The sequence below is a fragment of the Streptomyces sp. NPDC058289 genome, assembly GCF_042880975.1.
GTDB classification, from domain to species: domain Bacteria; phylum Actinomycetota; class Actinomycetes; order Streptomycetales; family Streptomycetaceae; genus Streptomyces; species Streptomyces stoeckheimensis.
Map to the genome: position 1 here is coordinate 114,809 of NZ_JBHVYI010000004.1, position 16,644 is coordinate 131,452.

A 16,644-nucleotide genomic window follows, 5' to 3' on the forward strand; every position below is an offset into this window, starting at 1 on the left:
AGACTGTTCTCCGCGCACCCCGCCCGTCGGCTCGGGTGTTCTCGCCGAACCTGAGGTCCGTGCCCGTGTCTTCCTCCCCCGCTCCCCTGTCCGCGCGGCCTGCGTGGGTGTCGCCCAAGGTCTTGCGGACCGAGGTGTTGGGTGGTCTGGTCGTCGCTCTGGCGCTGATACCCGAGGCGATCTCCTTCTCGGTCATCGCCGGGGTGGATCCGGCGATCGGGCTGTTCTCCTCGTTCACGATGGCCGTGGTGATCTCGGTCGTCGGCGGGCGGCCTGCCATGATCTCCGCCGCGACGGGTGCCGTGGCGCTCGTGATCGCGCCGCTGAACCGTGAGCACGGGCTGGGTTACCTGGTGGCGGCTGTGATCCTCGGCGGTGTCTTCCAGATCGTGCTCGGGGCCCTCGGGGTGGCGAAGCTGATCCGGTTCGTACCGCGTTCGGTGATGGTCGGCTTCGTCAACTCCCTCGCCATCCTCGTGTTCATGGCCCAGGTCCCCGAGATGCGGAACGTGCCGTGGGCCGTCTACCCGCTGCTCGCCGGCGGGCTCGGGCTGATGGTGTTCTTCCCGAAGGTCACCAAGGTGGTCCCGGCCCCGCTCGTGTCCATCGTCATCCTCACCGCCATCACCGTGGCCGCGGGGATCGCTGTGCCGACCGTCGGGGACAAGGGCGCCCTGCCGTCGTCGCTGCCCGTGCCCGGTCTGCCGGACGTGCCGTTCACCCTGGACACGCTGACGCTCATCGCCCCGTACGCGCTGGCCATGGCGGTGGTCGGGCTGATGGAGTCGCTGATGACGGCGAAGTTGGTGGACGAGATCACCGACACCCGGTCCTCGAAGACGCGGGAGTCCGTCGGCCAGGGCATCGCGAACATCGTCACCGGGTTCTTCGGCGGCATGGGCGGCTGCGCCATGATCGGGCAGACGATGATCAACGTGAAGGTGTCGGGGGCCCGGACCCGGCTGTCGACCTTCCTCGCCGGCGTGTTCCTCATGGTGCTGTGCATCGTCTTCGGGCCGGTCGTCTCCGAGATTCCGATGGCGGCGCTCGTCGCCGTCATGGTGATGGTCTGCTTCGCCACCTTCGACTGGCACTCCATCGCCCCGAAGACGCTGAAGCGCATGCCGGCCGGCGAGATCACCGTCATGGTGCTGACCGTGGCCTGCGTGGTCGCCACGCACAACCTCGCCGTCGGCGTCGTGGCCGGGTCGGTCACCGCGATGGTCATCTTCGCCAAGCGGGTCGCGCACCTGGCGAACGTCACCTCCGTGACCGACCCCGACGGGGGCATGGTGGTGTACTCGGTCACCGGCGAACTGTTCTTCGCCTCGTCCAACGATCTGGTCGGGCAGTTCGACTATGCGGGCGACCCCGGCAAGGTCGTCATCGACCTCTCCGGCGCCCACGTCTGGGACGCGTCCTCCGTCGCCGCACTCGATGCCATCGAGGAGAAGTACCGCCAACGCGGCAAGAGCGTCGAGATCACGGGCCTGAACGAGTACAGCGCCCGCATGCACGGAACGCTCAGCGGCGAACTGTCGCCGGGGAACTGAGGGGGCACCGGACGGTCAGACCCTGGGCTGGTGCGTCCATGAGTCCGGGCCGGGGTTGACGCCTTCGGCGCGGAGGGCGAGGCGGTCGACGTAGTGCTGCCAGACCTCCGCGTGCGCCTCGCACGCCTCCGAGGTGGGCAGGCCGCTGTGGATCAGGTGGAGCAGGGTGCCCCGGTCGGTGGGTTCCAGGGTGATCTCCACCCTGGTGGAGACGGCCGCGACGGGCGGGCCGCCCTGCTCCCAGCCCCAGGTGAAGACGAGCCGCGCGGGCGGGTCGACCGTCAGGAAGCGGCCGGAGGCCACGTCCTCCCCGGTGACCCGGGTGCGGTACGAGCCGCCGGGCTCGAAGGAGAACGTACCGTCGGCGCCCATCCAGGACAGCCACTTCTCCCGGTCGGTGAAGAAGCCGAAGACGGTTTCGGGGCGGGCCGTGATGCGGCGCTCCAGCGTGACGGTGTCCATCGGGGTCGCGGGGGTCGTCATGAGGGCATTCTCCCGCTACGAGGCGGCGGCCGCCCGGCCGCGGCAGTGTCACCAGGGGGGCGGCCGGTGATCTCGATCTTCCCGTTGAGGGCGGGCGTCTCCGGCGTGGTGGCCTCGAGGGCGGTGAGGGCCTCCGCCTTCTTCTGCTCCGGGCCGTCGCCGGTCACACGGTCGTGAGGGGCGCCGCGCCGAAGGAGACGTCGAAGCGGTCGCACCAGATGGTGATGCCGGCGTAGTCGGACGGGTTCACGTCGGCCGGGATCGCGTAGTTCTGATCGCCCTTGTTGCCCTTGAGCTTGCCCAGGCTGACGTACTTGCCGTCGTCGAAGACCCGCCAGCCCGCCGTGCCCTCCTTCACCGGGGCGTCCGTCAGCCAGACCCGCAGGTCCGGGCCGTTGCTGGTGTCGAGGTTCTCCAGGCGCAGGGTGTGGGAGCCGTCCGGGAGCCGGATGAGCTTCGCGGTGCCCGTGGTGGTGTGCTCGTGGCTGATCAGCGAGCCCTGGGCGAGGGTCTGCGGGGCCGCCGGGGCGGTGGGCGAGGCGGTGGGCGAGAGGGCGGCCGAGGGTGCGGCCGCGGAGGGGGCCGCCGCCGGGAGGGACTCGTGGACCGTCGCGTCCTGCCAGAGCTTCCACGGCTGGAACCAGTACAGGCCGAGGCCCAGCAGGAGGGCAGCCGGGAGGGCCAGGACGGTCAGGAGCCTGCGTACGCCCCGCTTCTTCGCCGGGTTCTGCGGCTGGTTCTGTGTCACTCGTCGGGCCCTTCCTCGCGTGCGGCAGGCCGGGCATCATGGGCATCCGGCCGTCATGGGCATTCAACGCGCGGGCGCGGGGCGGGACCAGGCCCGGCCGGATGACGAAAGGCTTACGGCATCCGGCCGGGAGGGACTCAGAGGGTGCGGAGCTTGGTGGTGAAGACCTGGTTCGCGACCTTTTCGCCGAGGGCGAGGCCGTCCGTGGCGTCCCACGGGTAGTGGACGCCGAGCCAGATGCGGCTGTCGGCGTCCTCCTTGCCGGCCGCGCTGAAGCTGGTGAAGTGGCGGGTCTTGATCGGAGCCTGCGGTTCGTCGGTGGTGAGGTCGAAGGAGATGTTGTCGCTGCCGAAGTAGCGCTTCATGACCCCGGCCCAGGCTCCGCCGAAGGAGGCGTGGCCGGAGACGTACGCGGGGAAGCAGGGGCTGACGTTGACGCCCGTCGGGCTCTTTAGCAGCGGCTTCCACTGGGGGTCGAGGCCGCCCTCGCGGACCGCCGAGACGGGCCGCCACAGGTCGATGGGCGTGGCGAACTTGGCGTCGCGGACCGCGATCCCGGTGTCGGCCATGGCGAGGGAGACGAGGGCGAAGAGGCGGGCGTTGGCGTAGACCCCGAGGCCACGGGCCTTGGCGACCTCGCGGGTGGCCTGGAGCATGTGGCCCGGCGGCTTGTAGGTGCCGTTGTTGTCGTTGGCCCAGAACCAGGCGGCGGCGAGCTGGTCCGGGGTCCGGCTGATCACCGGGGTGGCCGCGGTGGGCTTGTCGGCGCCGGCCGTGCGGACCGCCTCGACCTGCTGCTTGTACGCGTCGCTCGCCACCAGGGCCTCGTACGAGCCGAACTGGGTCAGGGTGGTGGGGCGGAACTGGGAGCCGGAGGCCAGCGAGAACGGCTTGACCTGGCCGTAGAACGGGCTGATCGCGTCGCTGTCCTCGTCGCAGGAGGCATCGGGCATGTCCGGGTAGCTCGTCGGCCGCCAGGCGCCCGGCTTGTTGTCGCCGACGTAGACCTGGGGGTTGTCGGAGCCGTCGCCGGTGCGGGCGTCGGTCATCTGCTTGACCACCGCGCCGACCACGGACAGGTCGAGGAAGTCGCCGGCGGTGGGCTCGGTGCCGAATCGCTCGCGGAAGCGCGCGTCGAGGTACTGCGTTTGGTCCGCGTAGCGGCTCTGCTTGTTGCCGTAGAGGCCGAGGAGGATGTTGTAGGCCGTCCGGCCGATGACGCGCTCCTCCTCGTCCGGGCCCTCGGCCCAGCCCACGTAGTTCTCCGCCTTGATGTACGGCTCCGAGGTGATCTTGCCCTTCCACTTCAACTGGTACGAGGACTCCGCGTCGTAGATCGCGGCGTTCATCATCGCCGCGGAGCGCGCCATGGGGACGGGGCCGCCGCCGACTCTGCGGAAGACGTTCTGCAGCACGTCGTTCCAGTAGTGCACCGGGTCGGCTATCGACTGCGCCGGCAACGCGGCCTGGGCGGGCTGCGGGGCGGCGGCGAGGACGGTCCCGGTCGCCGCCAGGACCACGGCGGTCGCCAGGGCGCGGTGCCAGAGGGCGCTCCGTCGGGTGGCGCTGCGCAGGGTGCGACGAGGGGTGCGGACGTTCTCGGGCATGGCTCGACTCCCTTTGATCACCTACGTGTTGATCACCACGGGAGGTGGCGGCGCGATCATGGCCCGGGGCGGGCCCGGGCGCTTGTAGAAAACGGAACACCCGTGCGGAATGGCCGGTCCCGCCCGGCTGGACGGCGCGAACCCGCCACCGCCCTGACCCCCGTGTCCACCCGCTCCCGGCAGATCGCCGATCGCAGGAACCACGAGCCCCTTCCGGCCGACCAACTCCACGCGGAGAGACGGCCGGTGACAGCGGAGGGATGTGGGATGGGCGGGCTGGACGTGCGCATGGAGGGGGTGGGCTGCCGGCACGGGCGGGTCGAGGCCGTGGCCGGCGTCGACCTGGAGATCGCCGCCGGCGAGCGCGTCGCGCTGACCGGCACCAACGGATCGGGCAAGACCACCCTGCTGCGCGCCGTACTCGGACTGCACCCGCAGGTCAGCGGGAAGATCCTGGTCGGCGGTCGCGCGGGCGACCCGGCCTGGCGGCGGCGGGCGTGCGCGTGGATCCCGCAGAAGCCCGCCGCCGGACGCTTCCCGCTCCTGGGCGGCGAACTCCTCGCCAGCAGCGGCGACCCCCGGGCGGCCGCCGAGGCCGCCGACCGGCTGGGAGTGGGGCCGCTGACCGGAAGGCCGCTGCACACCCTGTCCGGCGGGCAGTTGCAGCGGATGTACCTGGCCCGGGCGATCGGCTGCGTGGCCGCGGGGGCCGGCGTACTGCTCGCCGACGAGCCGACCGCCGCCCTGGACTTCGCCGGGCAGGACGAGGCCGCCGACGTACTGGCCGCACTGCCCGTGACGCTCGTCGTCGTGACGCACGACCGGGCGCTCGCTGAACGCTGCGACCGGGTCCTGGAGATGGCCGCCGGACGGCTGCGGGAGGTCCGGTGAGCGCCACCCTCGCGGCCGCCACCCTCGCGACCGCCGACCTCGGCACCCTGCTGCAACTGGCCCCCGTACAGCGGGCGGGCTTCGCCCTGCTGCTGGCCGCCGTCGGGCTGCCCGTGATCGGTGTGGTCATCGTCGGGCTGGACATCATGCCGGTGCGCTTCGCGATGATGCACGTGGCACTGCTGGGCATCGCCGTCGGACTGCTCACCGGACTGGATCCCATGCTGTGCGCGCTGGTGGCCTGCGCGCTGGCCGGAGCCGGAGTCGCGCCACTGGCCCGGACCCCGGACGGGCTGTCCGGGGCGATGGGGCTGCTGATGAGCCTGGCGATCGCCGCCGCGCTACTGCTCCTCGCGGTCTCCGGGGTGAACGCCTCGGGCGCGTTCGCGCTGCTGTGGGGCTCGATCCTGTCCGTCGGCGGCGCCGATCTCGTGGTGCTCGGCGTGCTGGCCGTCCTCGTGCCCGGCCTGTTCTGGTGGCGGCGGCGCGAGGTGGCACTGCTGCTGTACGACCGTGAGCTCGCGCAGTGTTCCGGCGTGCCGGTGCGGGCGCTGACCACCGTCCTGCTCGTGCTCGTCGCGGTCGCGGTCGCCGGCGCCATCAAGCTCACCGGCGCCCTGCTGGTCGACGCGCTGACCCTGCTGCCCGCCCTGGCCGCGCGCCGGCTGGGCACCTCGCTGAAATCGATCACCGGGTGGGCGGTGGGCATCGGCGTCTTCGTGAACCTGACCGGTTTTCTCATCGCCCTCCGGCTGGACTGGCCCCCCGGGCCCGTCCTCGTCCTGACCGCGGGGGCGCTCGTCCTCGCGGTGCACCTCGTACCCGAACGGAGAATCCGCTCATGGCGCCGCGAACCCGCGTCCGCAGCACTTCCCTCCTCGCACTGAGCACGGCACTGGGCCTGGCACTGGCCCTGGTCACCGGCTGCGGCGACAGCGACACCGACGACGGTGGGCGTGGTGGTGACACCTCCAAGGGCGGCAAGCCGGTCGTCGTCGTGACGACCACCTGGGAAGGTGCCTTCGCCAAGGCAGCGGGCGCGCAGGACGTCAAGGTGATCGTGCCGCAGTCCGTGCACCACGCTCCGGACTACGACCCCAAGCCCTCCGACCTCGCCGCCGTCGCCGGGGCCGACTTCGTGCTCTACGCGCCGTTCGAGCCGTACGCCGCGAAGATCAAGGAGGCCGCCGGGTCGAAGGCGAAGCTGGTGGAGGTGAACCTCGACAACGACGCCGACAAGGTCAGGGCCGAAGTCACCCGACTGGGCGCCCTGTTCGGTACGCAGGCCGCCGCCGCGAAGTGGACGGCGGACTTCGACGCCGAGTACGGGCAGGTCGCGAAGGACGTCCAGGCCGCCTGGCCCGGCGGCAAGAGCCCGGCGGTCGTGAGCCAGGTGTTCACCGCCTGGTCCGCGAAGCTGGCGGGCGCCACCACGGTGGGCACCTACGGCCCCGAGGCGGTGACCCCGGCGCAGCTGGCCGAGCTGTCGGCGAAGAAGCCGACGCTGGTCCTGGACAACGCGCACATGTCGACCGGCATCGTCCTGCCCGACTCCGGTGCGCGCCAGGTGGAGATCGTCAACTATCCGGGGAACGACCTGGACTTGCTGCCGGTCTACCGCAACGCGGGGGTCGAACTGAAGAAGGCCATGGCCAAGGCGGGCGGCTCCGCCGGATAGCGCGGAGCGGGGCGTCGGCGGACGGGGCCGGGGCCCCGGTACGCCGGGAGGGCGGGGCGGTCCCACCGGGGGCCGCCCCGCCCTCGTCTACGCGCCCACCCCGGCGGGTGCCGCAGCGGCCGGGGCACCGGCGCTCGCCCCGGCACGGGCCGGGGTGGCCGGCTCGGTACGGGCGCTGCCGGCGGGCTCGGGGCCAGCCTGGGTGGCCCCCGCGACGGGCGCGCCGTTCGCGAGGCGGGCGCGCAGGGCCGCGCGGTCGGGCTTGCCGGCCGGGGTGAGCGGGAGCTCCGCCATCAGCAGCAGGCGCTCGGGGTGCTTGCGGCGGTCGAGGCCGCGGAGCGCGAGGTGTCCGGCCAGGGAGTCGAGGGTGGGGGACTGCGCACCGCGGGGGACGACGCAGGCGGCGAGGCGTTCGCCCATCACCTCGTCCGGGACTCCGACGCAGACGACGTCGCGGACGAGGGGGTGGGAGGAGAGCTCCCGTTCCACCTCGGCGGGGCTGATGTTGGCGCCGCCGCGGATGACGATGTCCTTGAGGCGGCCGACGACGTGCAGGACCCCGTCCTCGTCGATGAAGCCGAGGTCGCCGGTACGGACCCAGCCCTCGGGCGTGCGGTACAGGGCGTCCAGGTCCGGCGAGGCGACGTAGCACATGGGGGTCATGGGGCCGCACGCGATGATCTCCCCGATCGCGCCGTCGGGGAGCCGTTCGTGCGTCTCGGTGTCGGTGATCCGGATCTCGGCGACCCGGGGGTCGGGGCGGCCGGCGGCGATGCCCGTGCCCTCGGACTCCGGTGCCGTCGCGCCCAGTCCGGTGTGGCAGTTGACCCCGTCGGCCGAGCCGTAGAGGTTGACGACCGGGCAGCCGAAGGCGCGGCTCGCGCTCTCGGCCGTGGTCTCGTCGAGGGGGGCGCCGCCGAGGATCAGGGCGGTGGGTGCGGGGAGCGGCCATACCTCGGCGGCGCCGCCCCCGGCTGCCTCGGCCTCCAGGCGGTCGAGCATCATGCGGATCATCGTGGGCACCCCGAGGACGTGCGTGGGCCGGTGCTCGCGCACCGCCGCGAGGGCCGCCTCCGGCGTGAAGTGGTCGAGGACGATCAGGGTTCCGCCGTGCCGGGCGAGGGTGACCGCGGTGCCGCTGGAGCCGAAGGCGGAGGCGAGCGGTACGAGGAACAGGCAGCGCGGCGGCGTCCCGTCGGGCATCAGCGAGGCGAGGAAGTTGCCCCGGCCCCCGGCGAGGGCGTTGTGGGAGTACGCGATCATCTTCGGCTCCGCCTCGGAACCCGAGGACACCAGGATGCGGGCGGCGCTGTCGGGGTCGGGCCGGGCGGGTACGAAGGCGGCCGGGTCGGAGCGCAGCAGCGCCGCGAACCGAATCGTTCCTTCAGGCTCCGTGCCCGCCGCCCCGCCGGCCGCGATGACATGGCGCAGCGCAGGCAGTTCGGGGGCCAGGTCCCGCAGGTCGGCGGCGTGCTGGTGGCCCCGGTGCTCCACGGCGGCGATCACCGCGACGGCCTCGGCACGGCGCAGCAGGCAGCGGGCCTCCTGGCCGCCCCGGCCCACGGGGAAGGGCAGGGCCACCGCTCCGAGGGCGGCCAGCGCCAGGTCCGCGATGACCGCGTTGCGGCCGTTCGGGAGCTGGACGCCGACCACGTCGCCGGGCCGTACGCCGAGCTCCGCGAGGCCGGTGGCCAGACATCGCACCTTGCGGTCGAGCGCGGTGTAGCAGAGCTTGCCCTTGGAATCGATGACCGCGGTGTGGTGCAGGTCGGAGATCTGGCGGGCCCGGAAGAGGCTGTAGAGGTCGAGGTCGGGGCAGGTTCCGTCGACCGCCCACGAGCGGCGCAGGCCCACGGGCAGCAGATCGTGCAGTGCGACGGTCATACGAAGCTCCAGGGGTCGGGAACGGCGGGGGCACCGTGCGCGTCCCGGCTGATCGAGCCGGCGAAGCGCGGGTCGTGGTGCAGGTCGGCGAGGTCGGTGGTGACGGCGGTAGCGCCGAGGCCGCGCGCCCGCAGCGTCCGTAGGGCGTCCTCGGTGGTCAGCTCCGCGAACCGTTGCGTACCGGCGCCGGCGGCCGCGGCGCGGGCGTCCGCATCGGCCGGGGCGATCCAGCCGTCGGCGGTGCGCAGGGGCGTACGGAAGCCCGCAGGCCGGCGGCCCTGCTCCCCGCGCCGGGCGCGGAGCAGGGCCGGGGCGGTGAGCAGGTCTGCGGCGCCGAGCAGCGAGGAGTCCACCCGGACCCCGCGTCCGGTGCGCTCGCGCAGCAGCAGGCCCGCGAGGACGGCCTCGGCGCCGAGCAGCCCGCCCAACACGTCGAGCAGGGTCATCAGGGAGGGCGCGGGCACCTCGCCCTCGGGGCGGACGGCCTCGCCGACGCCGGTGCGGGCCTGCACCATGAAGTCCGTGCCCATCGGCGGGTCGGCGATGCGGCCCGTGCCCCAGCCGCCGGTGTACGCGTACACGAGCGCCGGGTTCGCCCGCGCGAGGTCGGCGGAGTCCAGACCCAGCTCGGCGGCCTTCCCCGGGGCCCAGTTGTGCAGGAACACGTCGGCTCCGGCCGCCAGCTCGGCCAGCCGCAGCCGGTCGCCGGGCGACTTGATGTCGATCTCCACGGCACGCTTGCCCCGGTTCAGGGCCAGCCAGCGTGCGGAGATCCCCGAACAGGCGGGCGGCATGCCGCGCAGCGGGTCGCCGCCCGGCGGCTCGATCCGGACGACCTCGGCGCCGAGCAGCCCCAACAGATGGGCCGCGAGCGGCGCCTGGACGCGACGCCCGGCCTCCAGGACGGTCATCCCGGCGAGCGGGCCCGGCGTGGAGGGCGCCGCATTCGGGCGGGCACGGCCGCCGGGGCCGTACGGGGCCAAGGTCCAGGGGGCGGCTCCGTCGTGCTCGGCGGCCCGCTCCTCCAGGCTCCGCAACCGGCAGACCTCGGCCCCAGAACCGGCCGCCGCGGCGCGGATCCGCTGCCAGCCGTGGGCCCGGGTGGTGGCGTGCAGGGCTCCGGGGAAGGGTGCGCACGCGGTGGCGTACCGGAACTGGAAGGGCCGCCATCCGGCCCGTACCGCGTCGGCGGGGGCGTCCAGAGCCCGCCAGAACCCGGCCCAGGCGCCCGGATCCAGGGTCTCCAACTCGAAGAGCGTGCCGTCGGCCGCAGTGAAGGGCGGCCCCCCGGGAGCGAGTTCGGCGGCTTCGCCCTCGTCGGCGCCGCTCGCGGCGAGGTACTGGGACACGACCAGCAGCCCGGCCCGGTCCACGTACGTGTGCGGCTGCGCGGCGGCGCCCTGGCACCCCCTGGCCCCGGCCAGCAGGGCCGCGAGCAGCCCCTGCGTGGTGAGGACGGCCGTCGCGGCGGTGGCGTAGTCGACGGCGAGCCCCCGCGGCAGGCCGTCGCGGCGGCCGTGCACGGCCATGATCCCGGTCGCGGCCTGCGCGGTCGCCTCGTCGGTGACGCCCCTCAGGGCCGCCTCCGGCGAAGCCCAGGCGACGGTCGCGCGGGCGGGGAGGCCCGGACCGGAGTCCGCCAAGGTGACGCGAGCCGCCTCGAGGTCGCCCCCCGCAGCCGGCCCGGGACCCGCGGCGACCGCTCCGAGCAGCCTCAGGTGCTCGGCCATGGGGCCGGCGAGCGCGGGCGGTCCCGAGGTGGTGAACCGCAGCCCGTCGAGCGGCCGAGCGGTCTGGGTGACGGCGGGTGACGCCATGCCTCTCCTCTTCTCCCGGCCCGGCGATCGGCCGGCGCCGCAGGTGATCCCGTACGCGGGAACCAAGGGGCGGGCCCGCCCGACCAGTTCCACGGGAAGGCAGTCGGACTGCCGTTCCCACGGGTTCCCGGTGTGCTGGAGGAATGTGGTGGAGGGACGTGGTGGAGGAACGTGGTGGAGAAGCAAGTGACGGAGAATAGGAGGAACCCGGCGCGCGCTCCGAGTGACCCGGCGTGCAGTGACCTGGAGTTGAAGGACCGGGTCTCAGAGTTCGTCCGAACGCACGTCATGCCCCGCGAGCCCGTCCTCGACGCGGGCGGCCCCGCCGCGGCGGCGGCCCTGCGGAAGCTCCAGGCCGGGGCGAAGGAGGCGGGCCTCTGGGCCCTCCCGATCCCTGAGGAACTGGGCGGCCAAGGGCTCGACCTGGCCCGCTACGCACAGCTCGCCGAGGCCGAGGGGGCCAGCGACCACGGACCGGCGGCGCTGGGGTCGGCGCCCCTGCTGGACGCGACGATGCTGTGGCGGCACGGCACCGACCGGGTACGCACCCTGTACCCGCACCGGCTGACGGCCGGCGAACTGCGCGCCTGCTACGCCATGACCGACCCGGAAACCCCGGGCACCGACCCGTACCTCACCGCCACGCGTGCGGTGGAACAAGCAGACGGCAGCTGGACCGTCAGCGGCCGCAAGTGGTTCACCTCGCACGCCGCCGAAGCCGATCTGGTCACCGTCCTGGCCCGCACCGACGGCCGATCGGGAGACCGTACGGGGCTGTCGCTGCTCGTCGTCCCCACGTCTGCGCCGGGCTTCCGGGTGGTGCGGGAGCTGCCGGTGCTCGGCGCGGCCGGCCAGTGGGAGATCGAGTTCGACCGGGTGCGCGTGGACGCCGACCACCTCCTCGGCGAACGCGGCCGGGCCCTCGCCATCGCCGCGGAACGGCTCCAACTGGGCCGCACCCTGCGCTGCCTGCGCTGGCTCGGCCAGGCGCAGCGCGCGTTCGACCTCATGTGCGAACGCGTGAACTCCCGTACCGGGTCGCGCGGTCCGCTCGGAAGCCACCAGCTGGTGCAGAGCCACGTCTTCGAGTCGCTCCTGGCGCTGCGCACCACCCGGCCGCTCGTCCACGAGGCGGTGGCCGGGATCAGCGCCGGACGGGACGCGCACGTGGAGGTGGGCCTGGCCAAGGTGGCGGCCGCCCGCATGCTCCAGCAGGTGACGGACGCGGCCATCCAGATCCACGGCGCAGCCGGCCTGGGCCCCGACACCCCCCTCCCCGCCCTCTACCGCTCGGGCCGCACGGCCCGAATCCTGGACGGCCCGGACGAACTGCACATCACGGGGGTGGCCCGGAGGGTGTTGGGGGGATACGGGGGGTAGGGCGGGGGGGGAGCTGGTCGGGACTGGGGGTGCGGGTTGGTGGCTTGGGCTGCGGGGTGGGCGCTGGCTTCGTGGGGTTCCGGGGGGCGTCCCGGCAGTCCAGTGTCCTTTCGGTGCGGGCCGGTCCCTCAAGGGCGCTCCCTACGGTCGCGTCGCTTCGCGATGGCCTTCGGCCACCCTTGACCGACCGACCCACACCGAAACGCCACAAGACTTCCGGGATCCCCCCGGGGAACGGCCGGGGGGAGGAGAGGGGAGGAGCGGCCTCGTCTGAGATGCGCAGCCCCCTTCGGCCGGTGGCCATCTGGACACGGATCCGGCAGGACCGTGACCTCAGCCCCAACAGACGCGCGGGGCGGTCAGAGCATCCAGGGCCGGGCGTCTGGACACCCTTCCCGAGACCGTCGACCGCCGGCATGAGTGTGAGGTGGACGAGAAAGGCCTCAGGGTCGGTGGGCGCGACAGATCGCTACACACTGCCACTCGGCTAAGCGACTACCGACCGGACGTGGCTGATCTACAAGGACGGCGGAGGGGCGGACGACCTCAGGCGTTGGTCTTAGGGGTTGGTCTTAGGGGTTGGTCTCAGGGCGGCGTCGAGGGCGCGGATGAACTCTCCTACGCGGCCGCCTCCGGCGGGTGGGGCGGGCATGCGGGCAAGTACCTGGGAGACCGCGGGGGGTGCGTGATGGCGTGCCCATTCAAGGGTCTGGGCAGCGATCTGGGCGTTCTCTCCCGAGGCCAGTTCTTCTGCGCGTGCCGTGTGGGCTGCGGCGCCCAGAATGTGCTTGATCTGGTGGGCGCTTGCCTTCGGGTGAAGGTAGGCGGCGCCGGCCGCATGGCTCGCCGCTCGTGCCGCGTCGATCGCCGCAGGCGAATCGGCTTCCTGTGCCGCCTTGAAGGCCGCCCACCCGCACTGCCGCAAAGCGGCCGTGCGGCGGCCGCCCCCGGCAAATACATCTGCCGCCTCGATGGCCTCGCGAGGGCGGGCATCGCCGGGATGGTCCTGCTCGAAGATCGGCAGGACCCTCCGCGCGCAATCTGCCGCGTAGCCCGCGATCTCACGCAGTTCGTCTTCGCTCAGCTCGATCTCGTCCGACTCACTTGGCATGACCCAATCCTCCCGCCTGGCGCGGGATGCTTCCTTGGCCGCATGCCGCCGGGCGTCCAGCTCGGTCCGGTCGACGGCCTTCCGCAGCGCGTACGTGGCATGTGTCGTGGGACCTCGTCTGGGCCTCCAACTGGTGCCCGGTGCCCGCCTCGGTCAGGGCCAGACGCTCCCGATGGAACGTCGCCGAGCAGTGTGCGTCCAGGGCGGCCGCAAAGTCGGTGACGGCGCCGAGCTGGTCCTGGCGGTGGCTTTCGGTGCGTGCAGTACGTGCCGAACGGAGCTGGAGGAGTCCGGCGGTCAGGGCGCCGGCGAAGGTACCGAGTACGGCAACGATCGAAGGTCATATGGACATCAGGTATGGGGTCCTCTCGGGCAGTCGGTTTCCGTGGTGAGGTCGGCAGCGCTGCCCCCTTCGGCCGGTGGCCATCTGGACACGGCCCCGGCAGGACCGTGACCTCAGCCCCAACAGACGCGCGGGGCGATCAGAGCATCCAGGGCCGGGCGCCTGAACACCCTTCCCGAGACCGTCGACCGCCACCATGAGTGTGAGGACGACGAGAAGGACCTCGGAGTCCGTGGGCGCGACAGATCGCTACACACTCCCACTCGGCTAAGCGACTACCGACCGGCCGTGGCTGGACATAGGCCGCCAACGGTCACTCCTTCTCCCTGTCGGCTTAGCGACTGACGACCGGCCGGGGGCGGGGGCAACGGACGACGGGGGCGAGGGTTGAAGGTCAGACGGTGCGGAGGTCTACGCGCCCGGTCAGTCCCGCCAATCCCAATGCCAGGAAGAAGTCGCCCCAGACCAGTTGGTGGCGGACGGCGAGTCCTTTGTCCGCGTCGTAGCAGCCGTTCAGCAGTCGGCCGCGGGAGAGGTGGTGGTCGACCAGGTGCTCCAGGATCTTCGCCGCGCGGTGCGCGTACGCCTCGGCCCGGGGACCGGGGAGCAGGGACAGCTTCAGGAGAGCGACGGCCGTGACGGCCGCGGCGGAGGTGTCCGGAGGACCGTCAGGACAGGCTGCTTCGGCGGGTGGTACGAGGGGCGTGCCCGGCCCCGTCCACGCGTCGGCAAGACGCTCCGCCAGCGCCCGCGGGTCCCCCGGCAAGCACGCGGCAACGGCGGGCCTGTGTAGTACGTCGGCCAGCGCAAGGAGCAGCCAGGCCGGTCCCCGACTCCATCCCGGAGCCGGCTCCGCACACGCCCGCCAGCCCGTCTCTCCGTCGTAGGACCAGGCCGGTACGAGGTCACGGGCCGGGCAGACCTCCGTCCCGGGAAGGCACAGGGCCAGGTGTCGCTGGAGGTGCGAGGCCGCCGCCGCAGGCCCGATGCCGGCGAGCAGCGGAATCGTGCCCGGCAGCCCGTCCAGCCGAGCCAGCAGGCGAGGCCCCCCGAACGCCGACCCCCAGGGCAACAGCCCCAGTTCCTCGTCCACCGCCGCCAAGCAGGCCCCCGCCGCCCGCGCACGCAACTCCTCCGCCCCCGCGTCCTCGACGGCCAGGGCGGTCCCGTACCAAAGAATCAGCCCGCGCGTGGAGGTGTCGGCATCCACCCAGCCGGCCAGCCGCGCAGTGCAGGCCAAGGCGGCAGCCCTGTCGCCTCCGGCGCCCGTGCTACGTGCCCTCAGCCACAACAGCCCCGCCCAGAACCCACCGGCCCAGGACCCCCGTCCGGTCGTCGTCCACTCCCCCGTGTCCGGATCCGCATACAGCGGAAACCGCCCCCCACCAACAGCGTCCGCTGTGACGGCCACCTGCTCCACCACCTCCGCCAACGCCCGCCCCGCCCACTCACCCACCACCCGCACACCCCCACCTCGCCCCTCCGTCACCGGTCCTTCCCCCCTCCGCCGTCCTTGTAGATCAGCCACGTCCGGTCGGTAGTCGCTTAGCCGAGTGGGAGTGTGTAGCGATCTGTCGCGCCTACCGACCCTGAGGTCCTTCTCGTCCACCTCACACTCATGCCGGCGGTCGACGGTCTCGGGAAGGGTGTCCAGACGCCCGGCCCTGGATGCTCTGATCGCCCCGCGCGTCTGTTGGGGCTGAGGTCACGGTCCTGCCGGATCCGTGTCCAGATGGCCACCGGCCGAAGGGGGCTGCGCATCTCAGACGAGGCCGCTCCTCCCCTCTCCTCCCCCCGGCCGTTCCCCGGGGGGATCCCGGAAGTCTTGTGGCGTTTCGGTGTGGGTCGGTCGGTCAAGGGTGGCCGAAGGCCATCGCGAAGCGACGCGACCAAAGGGAGCGCCCTTGAGGGACCGGCCCACACCGAAAGGACACTGGACTGCCGGGACGCCCCCCGGAACCATCAACGCCCCCGCCCCACTTGCTCCCGCCCCGGCCCCCGCCCCGGCTCCCCCCGCCGCTCCCGCCCCCGCCCCCGCACCGCCCAAGTCACCCCCACCACACAAGCCGCACCGAACTCGCCCGCCACCAGTACCCAGCCCGTCTCGTAGCGCCCCGCGTTCGCGAGCGGGCCGAAGAGGAGGGGGCCGACGGCGAAGCCGGTGAAGAACCCTGCAGCCACGAGGGCGGAGTCCCGCCCGGCCCGACCAGGGCCGGAGCGCTGCATGACCAGGACCATCGAGACGGCGTTGGCCGATACCGCGAACACCCCGACGGCCACCGCGGCCACCCACACCAGTGGACGTACGCTCGGCGCCGCGACCAGCAGGACGGCCGCCCCCACCGCGCCGGCCGTGAGGCCACCCGGCAGCCACTCGGCCCGCCCCGGCCGGGCCGCCTTGGACCAGCCGACCCGCCCGGCGATGCCCGCGACGCCGAGCACCGCGACCAGGGCACCGGCCGCGGTGGGACCCATGCCGAGCCGCTGCGCCCCGAAGAGGGCCACGTACGTGTTGACCGAGGCGATCCCGCAGCCCAGGAACAGGGAGAACACCGCCAGCCAGGCGATGTCACCCCGCGGGACGAGCGAGGCGCGGGGTCCGGCCGGGGCCGCCTGCGGGTCTGCGGGCAGGGCGCGCAGCGCCCACAACGCCGCCAGCGCGGCAGTGGCGGCGGCCGTCCACACCGCCCCGCGCCAACCGACCCCGCCGGCCAGTGCCGTGAGCGGCAGCCCGGCGGCGAAGGCGCCCAGCTGGACGCCCGACTGCTTCATGCCGGTCACCGGCCCCCGGCGGCCGGGAGGCACCGCAGCGAGGATCGCCTTGTTGGTGGCCGGATTGGCCAGGGCCTGGGGCAGCCCGCCCAACGCGACGGCAGCGAGCAGGAACCCGGGGCCGGGCGCGGCACCGATCAGCGCGAGCGCCGCTGCGGACACCGCCAGCAGCAGTACGAGGGACCGGCGCGGGCCGATCCGGTCCACCAGCCTCCCGCCGAGCGGCGACAACACGGCCGCCGTCCCGAAGCCGACCGTGGTGGTCCAGCCGAGCACGGCGGGCGAAACCCCCAACTCCCCTACCAGGCGAGGCCCGAGCGCACCGAGCAGGAAGAGCTGGAGCATGGAAAAGGCCATGGCGCCGGTGAGCAAAGCGG

The 16,644-nt window shown here is 73.1% G+C and carries 13 protein-coding genes; 5 read left to right on the top strand and 8 right to left on the bottom strand.

The window, feature by feature from the left end; translation table 11 throughout:
* Nucleotides 1-59: 59 nt before the first annotated feature.
* Nucleotides 60-1,553 (top strand): SulP family inorganic anion transporter, encoded by a 1,494-nt coding sequence (locus ACFVX6_RS03195; protein ID WP_389687390.1) that lies wholly within the window; start codon nt 60-62, stop codon nt 1,551-1,553.
* A 15-nt stretch (nt 1,554-1,568) separates the two neighbouring features.
* Here the strand turns inward: ACFVX6_RS03195 and ACFVX6_RS03200 are convergent, their stop codons facing one another.
* From ACFVX6_RS03200 to ACFVX6_RS03210, 3 genes are all read right to left on the bottom strand, one after another.
* Nucleotides 1,569-2,036, bottom strand: a complete 468-nt coding sequence (locus tag ACFVX6_RS03200) for an SRPBCC domain-containing protein (RefSeq protein WP_389687392.1) — start codon at nt 2,034-2,036, stop codon at nt 1,569-1,571.
* Between the two features lie 163 nt (nt 2,037-2,199).
* Nucleotides 2,200-2,730 carry a DM13 domain-containing protein gene (locus ACFVX6_RS03205; protein ID WP_389687475.1) on the bottom strand — a complete coding sequence of 177 codons (531 nt, stop codon included), beginning with the start codon at nt 2,728-2,730 and terminating at the stop codon, nt 2,200-2,202.
* A 191-nt stretch (nt 2,731-2,921) separates the two neighbouring features.
* A complete protein-coding gene (locus tag ACFVX6_RS03210) occupies nt 2,922-4,391 on the bottom strand; it encodes a vanadium-dependent haloperoxidase (protein WP_389687394.1) in 1,470 nt (489 codons plus the stop codon).
* Nucleotides 4,392-4,658: 267 nt separating this feature from the next.
* Between ACFVX6_RS03210 and ACFVX6_RS03215 the strand changes: the two genes are divergently transcribed.
* From ACFVX6_RS03215 to ACFVX6_RS03225, 3 genes are read left to right on the top strand one after another with little or no spacing between them, the layout of a single operon-like run.
* On the top strand, nt 4,659-5,282 hold the full coding sequence (locus ACFVX6_RS03215; protein ID WP_389687396.1) for a metal ABC transporter ATP-binding protein: 624 nt from the start codon (nt 4,659-4,661) through the stop codon (nt 5,280-5,282).
* Nucleotides 5,279-6,169 (top strand): metal ABC transporter permease, encoded by an 891-nt coding sequence (locus tag ACFVX6_RS03220; protein ID WP_389687398.1) that lies wholly within the window; start codon nt 5,279-5,281, stop codon nt 6,167-6,169. Before ACFVX6_RS03215 ends, ACFVX6_RS03220 begins: the two co-directional genes overlap by 4 nt.
* The gene (locus ACFVX6_RS03225; RefSeq protein WP_389687400.1) at nt 6,124-6,960 is read left to right on the top strand and encodes an ABC transporter substrate-binding protein; all 837 of its coding nucleotides are present in this window, start codon (nt 6,124-6,126) and stop codon (nt 6,958-6,960) included. Before ACFVX6_RS03220 ends, ACFVX6_RS03225 begins: the two co-directional genes overlap by 46 nt.
* A gap of 87 nt (nt 6,961-7,047) precedes the next feature.
* Here ACFVX6_RS03225 and ACFVX6_RS03230 read toward each other — a convergent pair whose 3' ends face one another.
* Together ACFVX6_RS03230 and ACFVX6_RS03235 are read right to left on the bottom strand one after the other, a co-directional pair.
* On the bottom strand, nt 7,048-8,844 hold the full coding sequence (locus tag ACFVX6_RS03230) for a class I adenylate-forming enzyme family protein (RefSeq protein ID WP_389687402.1): 1,797 nt from the start codon (nt 8,842-8,844) through the stop codon (nt 7,048-7,050).
* On the bottom strand, nt 8,841-10,661 hold the full coding sequence (locus ACFVX6_RS03235; protein WP_389687404.1) for a CoA transferase: 1,821 nt from the start codon (nt 10,659-10,661) through the stop codon (nt 8,841-8,843). The genes ACFVX6_RS03230 and ACFVX6_RS03235 overlap by 4 nt, the downstream gene beginning before the upstream one ends.
* 243 nt (nt 10,662-10,904) lie before the next feature.
* On the opposite strand from ACFVX6_RS03235, the gene ACFVX6_RS03240 reads away from it, so the two are divergent.
* Nucleotides 10,905-12,041, top strand: coding sequence for an acyl-CoA dehydrogenase family protein (locus ACFVX6_RS03240; RefSeq protein ID WP_389687477.1), 1,137 nt, complete (start codon nt 10,905-10,907; stop codon nt 12,039-12,041).
* A 559-nt stretch (nt 12,042-12,600) separates the two neighbouring features.
* Here the strand turns inward: ACFVX6_RS03240 and ACFVX6_RS03245 are convergent.
* The 3 genes from ACFVX6_RS03245 to ACFVX6_RS03255 all read right to left on the bottom strand — a co-directional run bounded on the left by ACFVX6_RS03245 (nt 12,601) and on the right by ACFVX6_RS03255 (nt 16,624).
* Nucleotides 12,601-13,152, bottom strand: coding sequence for a putative immunity protein (locus ACFVX6_RS03245; protein WP_389687406.1), 552 nt, complete (start codon nt 13,150-13,152; stop codon nt 12,601-12,603).
* A 737-nt stretch (nt 13,153-13,889) separates the two neighbouring features.
* On the bottom strand, nt 13,890-14,735 hold the full coding sequence (locus ACFVX6_RS03250; protein ID WP_389687408.1) for a sugar ABC transporter permease: 846 nt from the start codon (nt 14,733-14,735) through the stop codon (nt 13,890-13,892).
* 722 nt (nt 14,736-15,457) lie between these two features.
* A complete protein-coding gene (locus ACFVX6_RS03255) occupies nt 15,458-16,624 on the bottom strand; it encodes an MFS transporter (RefSeq protein WP_389687479.1) in 1,167 nt (388 codons plus the stop codon).
* Nucleotides 16,625-16,644 lie beyond the last annotated feature (20 nt).

Excerpts from the sequence above, each read along its gene's own strand:
- ACFVX6_RS03235 (WP_389687404.1), bottom strand. The coding sequence starts at position 10,661 with ATGGCGTCACCCGCCGTCACCCAGACCGCTCGGCCGCTCGACGGGCTG.
- ACFVX6_RS03215 (WP_389687396.1), top strand. The coding sequence starts at position 4,659 with ATGGGCGGGCTGGACGTGCGCATGGAGGGGGTGGGCTGCCGGCACGGG.
- ACFVX6_RS03200 (WP_389687392.1), bottom strand. The coding sequence starts at position 2,036 with ATGACGACCCCCGCGACCCCGATGGACACCGTCACGCTGGAGCGCCGC.
- ACFVX6_RS03210 (WP_389687394.1), bottom strand. The coding sequence starts at position 4,391 with ATGCCCGAGAACGTCCGCACCCCTCGTCGCACCCTGCGCAGCGCCACC.
- ACFVX6_RS03230 (WP_389687402.1), bottom strand. The coding sequence starts at position 8,844 with ATGACCGTCGCACTGCACGATCTGCTGCCCGTGGGCCTGCGCCGCTCG.
- ACFVX6_RS03225 (WP_389687400.1), top strand. The coding sequence starts at position 6,124 with ATGGCGCCGCGAACCCGCGTCCGCAGCACTTCCCTCCTCGCACTGAGC.
- ACFVX6_RS03255 (WP_389687479.1), bottom strand. The coding sequence starts at position 16,624 with ATGGCCTTTTCCATGCTCCAGCTCTTCCTGCTCGGTGCGCTCGGGCCT.
- ACFVX6_RS03245 (WP_389687406.1), bottom strand. The coding sequence starts at position 13,152 with ATGCCAAGTGAGTCGGACGAGATCGAGCTGAGCGAAGACGAACTGCGT.